The organism is Polyangium sorediatum (assembly GCF_029946465.1).
Taxonomy (GTDB): Bacteria; Myxococcota_A; Polyangia; order Polyangiales; family Polyangiaceae; genus Polyangium; species Polyangium fumosum.
The window spans coordinates 44,988-51,146 of record NZ_JARZHI010000075.1; the positions used below are offsets into that span (position 1 = coordinate 44,988).

2 protein-coding genes are annotated in these 6,159 nt (G+C 72.6%); one reads left to right on the top strand and one right to left on the bottom strand.

Annotation, left to right across the window (positions count from 1 at the left end; translation table 11 throughout):
- The first annotated feature begins 99 nt into the window (after positions 1–99).
- Positions 100–957 (top strand): heme NO-binding domain-containing protein, encoded by an 858-nt coding sequence (locus QHF89_RS42340; protein WP_136972530.1) that lies wholly within the window; start codon positions 100–102, stop codon positions 955–957.
- Positions 958–966: 9 nt separating this feature from the next.
- Here the strand turns inward: QHF89_RS42340 and QHF89_RS42345 are convergent, their stop codons facing one another.
- Positions 967–5,985 (bottom strand): tetratricopeptide repeat protein, encoded by a 5,019-nt coding sequence (locus tag QHF89_RS42345; RefSeq protein ID WP_136972533.1) that lies wholly within the window; start codon positions 5,983–5,985, stop codon positions 967–969.
- Positions 5,986–6,159 lie beyond the last annotated feature (174 nt).

Here is a 6,159-nt window from a genome sequence, read left to right on the forward strand (position 1 = left end):
AAGAACGCTACGTCGAAGGTTCGAGACGGTTCGGGCGCTGATCTTGCATACTTGACCTATTCACGCCTCGCGCGACCGTAACGCGCGAGGCAGGGGGCCGTGGTGCTGGGCGTCATTCTCCTCGGGTTCCAAAACTACGTACGCGAACGGCTCGGCGAGGAGCTCTGGAGGACGATCCGGAACGAAGCCGGCGTCGCCGAACGGGTCTACCTGCCCTCCCAGTCGTACCCGGGCGAAGAGCTGTCCGCGCTCGCGACGAGCATGTCGCGCATGACGGGCATGTCGCCCGCCCTCGTGCTGGAGAGCTTCGGCGACACGCTCGCGTCCGATCTCCTGAAGGTCTACGGCAACCTCATCGATCCGCGCTGGCGGGTGCTCGATGTGATCGTGCACAGCGAGGAGCTCATCGAGCGGATGGCGCAACGAAGCGGCGACGTCACGCCCCAATCGCCGGTGACCGCGCGCTGGGGGCGCGACGGTGAAGTGGTGCTGGTGTACCAGTCGCACCTGAAGGGCTGCGCGCTGATCAAGGGCATCGTGCGAGGGCTCGGCGCGAACCTGGAGCAGCCAGTGATCCTCGACGAAGGTCGGTGCATGCTCGCAGGCGCGACCGCATGCGAGATGGCCGTTCGGCTCGAACGAACGACGCAGCTCACGGAGCGCGCACAAGGTCTCGCGCGAAGGCTGACGCCGCCAGCGATGAGTCGATCGGCGCTCAAGGCCGCGTTGTTCGGCGATCGTTCGGACATGCCGTCGGTGCCGCCGCCGCCCGCGTCCTCGTCGAAGCAAGAAGTCCTGTCGGCGTGGAGGACCGAGACGAAGACGAGCCCGCCGGCGAGCAGCGTGGCGCCCGCGCGGATCTCGTCGCTGCCCGCCGCGCCGAGCCTCCCGAGCACGCCGAGCACGCCGCCGCCGAGTTCCGACGGCGACACGTCGGACCCCTGGCGTCGGCGCTGATCAAGAGCGTTACGCGTTCGTCCAGACGGTGCCCACGCGGCGCCGCTCCGCATACGAGGGCGCGCCGAGCGCGAAGCGGAGGAGGTCGCCCGTGACCGGATGCAGCACGACGATGCGAGGATCCTCGGCCGCGCGCGCGACGTCCCGATCGATACGGCAGAGATGATCGATCGCGGCAACGAGGTCGCCGGAGAGCAGATACCCGAGGCGATTTTCGCTGCGACGAACCCCGGCGGCGAGGTGGCGGATGTCGTAGCCGGGCGCAGCCGAGGGGTGGATCTCTTCGAGGAGCTTGCGTTGCCTGCGGCCGATGGCGCGCTGCACGTGGACGCTGAAGGCCTGGGCAGCCTGCTCGCGCACGGGGCCGATGTCACGCGCGCCGAAGGCAGGATCGACGGTGCGCATCGCGGCGATGAGGAGGGCGTCGCACGACTCGAGGGCGAGCTCGTCGAGCCAGGTGGGGCCGAGCGCGATCCGCACGAAGAGGCGGCCGAGCGCGAAGGCTTGCTCGGGCTCGGGCAGCTCGGCAAACGCGACGGGACCGACGATGGCCGGCGGATCCCCGGGATACACGCGCGGCATGCCCTGCCAGGTCTGTGAGAGGTAGAGCTCGAAGCCCTCGACGCCGAGGCTCTTGGCGATGCGATCGGCGAGGCGGTACGTGAAGCTGTTGTCCCGCGAGCCGATGCGATCACGCGAGGAGATGCCGAGGCTCGACAGCTCGAAGCGCAGGGCCTTGTGCGCGATGGGCGCGATGGCCGCGGCGGCGAGGAGCATGGGGCTCTGCGCCTCGGGGACGAGGAGGCGGTGGAGCTCGGGGCCCGCGAAGACGCCGGGGGGCAGCGCCTCGGGCGGCATGCGGCGCGCGCGGAGGCGCGTGATGCGATCGGGTTTGACGTCGCCGAGGCAAGCACGCGCCTCCTCGACGGTGAGGCGCTCCTCGGCACGGCCATCCTTGGCGAGCGCAGATTCGAGCGCGGCGAGCGCGGCGGAGAGCTCGCCGGTCTTCGCGAGGGCGTCGATGTCGGTCGCGAGGACGTCGCGGAGGACCTGGACGGCATCGGCGTTGCGGTTGGCAGCGTCGAGGCCACGGCCGAGCGCGGCGCGGGCCTCGGGCCCAGCGCTGGGGAGCGCGACGGCCTGCTGGAGGTGCACGACGCCGTCGCGCGGGCGCACGAGGACGGTGACTTCGAGCAAGCCGATCGTCGTGAGCCAGCGCGGCTCGATGGGCAGGCGGCGCGCAGAGGCGATCTCGAGGACCTGGCCGATCGCCGTGACGTACTGGGCCGCGCCGTCGGGCGTCTCGACGCGGTAAAGGCGCGCGAGGGCGCCCCAGGGGCGCATGTCGGTCGGGCCGTGCGCGATGGCGTCGCAGAGCGCACGGACGATGCCGGCACGATCGCCGGCCTCGCGCTGCGCTTCGGCGAGGCGGAGGCAAACGTCGACGCGGGTGCGTGCGTCGGGCGAGGCGTCCGCGAGGCGCGTGAGCGCATGCACGGCGAGCGCGTGATCCCCGCGCTTGGCAGCGATCTGGTAAAGGCGGTCGAGCGCGAAGGCGTGCGAGGGCTCCGTTGTGAGCACGGCCTGGACGCACTGCTCGGCGCGCGGAAGGTCGGCGAGCGGGCCTTCATAAAGGATCGCGAGCTCGAAGTACGCGGCGGTGCGCGCCTCGGGGACGGCCGCGATCGCGACGATGCGCAGCCAGGCGTCGCGGGCCTCGGCCGGGAGGCGCTGCGCGGTGTAGAGGCGCGCGGTGAGCATGAGCGCGGGGACGTCGTCCGGCGTCTCGGCGAGGACACGGCGCATGGCCGCGACGCCGATGCTCGCATCGGGCGAAGCGCCGCCGGCCTCGTGATGGCGAAGGACGGCGCGGCCGATCTCGGTGCCGAGCAGGACGATCTGCGCGGACGACGTGGCGCGTTCGAGCGCAGCGCCGAGGCGATCGGCGAGGCGCGCAGGATCGGGCGCGAGTCCACGGGCGAGCGCGCGCGCGGCAGCCTCGCAGTCGGGGTCTTCGCGGAGCGCGTTCTCGTAGAGCTCGAGGGCCTCGCCCATGAGGCCGGGCTCCTCGGCGGTGAGCTGTGCGGCGCGGACGAGGTGTCCGGCGCGGCGAGGGGCGCCCTCGACGATCCGTGCAAGCGCGCGGTTCGCCGTGATGAGCGCCGAGCGATCGCCGAGCTCGCCGGCGAGCCGATCGAGGCCACGCGCGGCGAGCAAGCTGTCGGGGAAGAGCGCGAGGGTATCACGGTAGCCGGCGAGCGAGGCGCGGGCGAGCGAGGCGTCGCCGCCGCGGGCCTTGGCCTCGACGAGGATCGCCTCTTCGAGCTGGAAGAAGCCGCGCGCAAAAGGATCACGCGCGAGCGATTTGCGCGCGGTGATCGACGCGAGGAGGAGCGCGCCCGCGGGGCCCGTGGAGGTCGGCGAGATGGCGCCTTCGACGAGGCGACCGGCGATGCGGATGATCGCGTCGTGGACGCTGCTGTCGGCCGGGCGCTCGGCGACGACGCGGCCGAGCGCGTCGAGGACCACCTCGCTCGGGATGCGCTCCTCCAGCGTGACGAGGTGCGCGAGCGCGCCCGTACGGGCGACGACCGATCGCGTGGCGGCCGCCTGCCCGCGGAGAACGTCGGCGAGAGCGACGGCCTGCGCGCTCCTGTGCAGGTGCTCGAGCATGCGCAACGCCGGGACGTGATCGGGCACGACGGTGGTGAGCCCTTCGAGCAGCCCCACGGCCTCGCGGCGATCCTTGCGGCAGAGCACGTCGGCGAAGGCGATGCGAATCGCGTGGTCGACGGACGCCGGCGGGTGACGCGCGAGCCAGCCGGCATAAAGCGCAGCGAGCTCGTCGGTCGCGCGGCGCCGCACGAGGATGCGTTCCATCGCCTCGACGACGGCCGGATCGAAGGCGCCCTCCGCGGCGGACGAGAGCGCGTCGGCGGCCGCGAGGGTCGCGAGTGCGGCTTGGTCTTCGCCGAGCAAGAGCTCCTCGACCTCGGCGGCCTGGAACAGGAAGCTCGCACGCGCGATCGGCCCGGAGGCGCCGTCGGCGAGCTTCTTCAGCGAGGTGACGAGGCGGCGATGATCGCCCGTGGCGCGAAGCAGGCGCATGATCTCGAGGCCGGGCATCGGGTGATCGGGGCGCAGCCGCGCGGCCTCCTCGTAGGCCTTCACGGCCTCCTGTGGGCGCTTGAGGCGCAGCTCATCGAAACGCGCGACCTCGATCCACAGCCCGAACGACCCTGCGGGATCGTTGCGGATGAGCCCGAGGAGCGCTTGTTTCGCCTCCTCGTGCCGGCCCGCGCGGGTGAGCAGGCGGAAGCGCGCGCGCAGCGCGTCCGGGTCGGTCGCCTTCACGGCGAGCGCCCGATCCACGAGCTCGATCGCGCGATCCCGATCGCCCATGCGCTCGCCGACCACGTCCGCGGCACGGAGCAGGAGCCTGCGCTTGAGCGCGGAATCCTCGGTCAGCTCGGACTCGGCGACGAGCGCCTGTCCGAGCCTGCGGTAATCGCTGGCGCGCTGCGCGTTTCGTTGCATCGCGAGGATCGCGGTGCGCCGCACGGGATCGAGCGCGAGGATCTGATCGAGCACCTCCATCGCGCGTTCGGGCTGCCCGAGCTCGTCCTCCCAAATGCTCACGAGCTTTTCGAGCAGCGCGATCTTGCGAGGCGCCTCGGCCTGGGCCTGCGCGGCCTGCGTGTAGAGGTCGATGCGCGCGCGCACGGCCGCGTCGGGCTCGCGCGCGGGCTTTTCCAGAAGCGCGGTGAGCGCGTCGAAGACCGCGGCGTCGCCGGGGTTCATGGTCCACGCGGCCTTCAGGTAGGCGATGGCGTCCTCGCGCTTGCGCAGGTGCCGCTCGCAGATGTCGGCCGCGCGCATGAGCGACGCGACGCGCTGGTGCGCGGGCCGCTCGGCGTTGCCCTCCGCAGCCCATACCTCGACGCGGCGCTCGTGCCGGCCGAGGCGCTGGAGCGCGCGGTCGAGCCGCTCCCGCGTCGACTCGTCCACGGGATCGTGCAGGAGCGCCTGCTCGGCGTGAACGGCCGCGTTCTCCGCTTGCCCGAGCGCGTCGTAGATCTCCGACAGCCGCACGTGCGCGTGCGCGTTCGCCTCCTGCCCGGTCAGCATGGCGAGCTCGCGCTTGCGCGTGATCGAAGCCTGCTCGAGCGCCCCTTCTTGCTCCTGCAGCCGGCTCAGCTCGACGAGGATCCGACGCGCAGTCGGCGTCCCCGCGGGCGCACGCGAGGTAGCCCGCCCGAGGAGCGAGATCGCCTCGTGCGGATCCCGCGATCGCTCACACTGGATTCTGGCCGCCGTGTAAAGCAGCCGCGAAGCGCGATCGTCGTCGAGCTCATGCTCGGCCTCGGCGGAGAGCGAGTCGCAGAACGCGCGTGGCTCGTCGTGGCGGACGTGGTGCCGCGAGAGCGCCGCGCGGACCGGCCCCGGCGCGGGCTCGAAGTTGACGGCGCGTTCGAGGGCCGCGGTCGCGAGCGCCGGTTGCTGGAGCATGTCGTCGAGGACCGCCGCGCGCTCGACGTGGAGCCACGCGGCGAGCCGCGCATCCCCGTCGGGCTTGCCCGCCTCGGGGGCGTACGCGTCGGCCATGCGTTCGAGGTGCTTGGCGAGCGACTCCGCGAGATCACGCCCCTTCGCGCGCTCGAGCTCACGACGCAGCACCGCCTCCAGGCCACGCAGCGCGTGCGGATGCGCGGGCACGAGCTCGAGGGCCTTTCCGTAGGCGGCGCGCGCCTCGGGCCAGCGCCCGAGATCGGCCGTGGCGCGCGCGCGCTCGACGAGCAGATCCGCGCGCTCGGCGTCGCTCTCCGCGACCACGAGCTCGTCGTCGATGACCGAGATCCGCTCCAGCCGATCCTCGGGCTCGAACAGGTGCCGGAGCCGCGACAACGCCGGGCCGAGCGCGCGCGTGATCGAACGCGCGGCCGCGAACGAGCGCCGCGCCGCGATCCGATCGTGCTCGACGCGCTCCTCGACGAGACCCCGCTCGACGAGGGAGCGCGCTGCGGCCACGGGATCAGCGCTCTTGATGCGATCGGCGCGACGCGTGAGCTCGACGCCGAGCGTGAACGGCTCATTCGAAACAGCAGCGGCCGGCTCGGCGGGCGCGGTGGCGGGCTCGGCGGGCGCGGCGGGCGCGGCGGCGGGCGCGGTAGGCGCAGCGGGGGCAGCCGCAGGCGCAGCGGC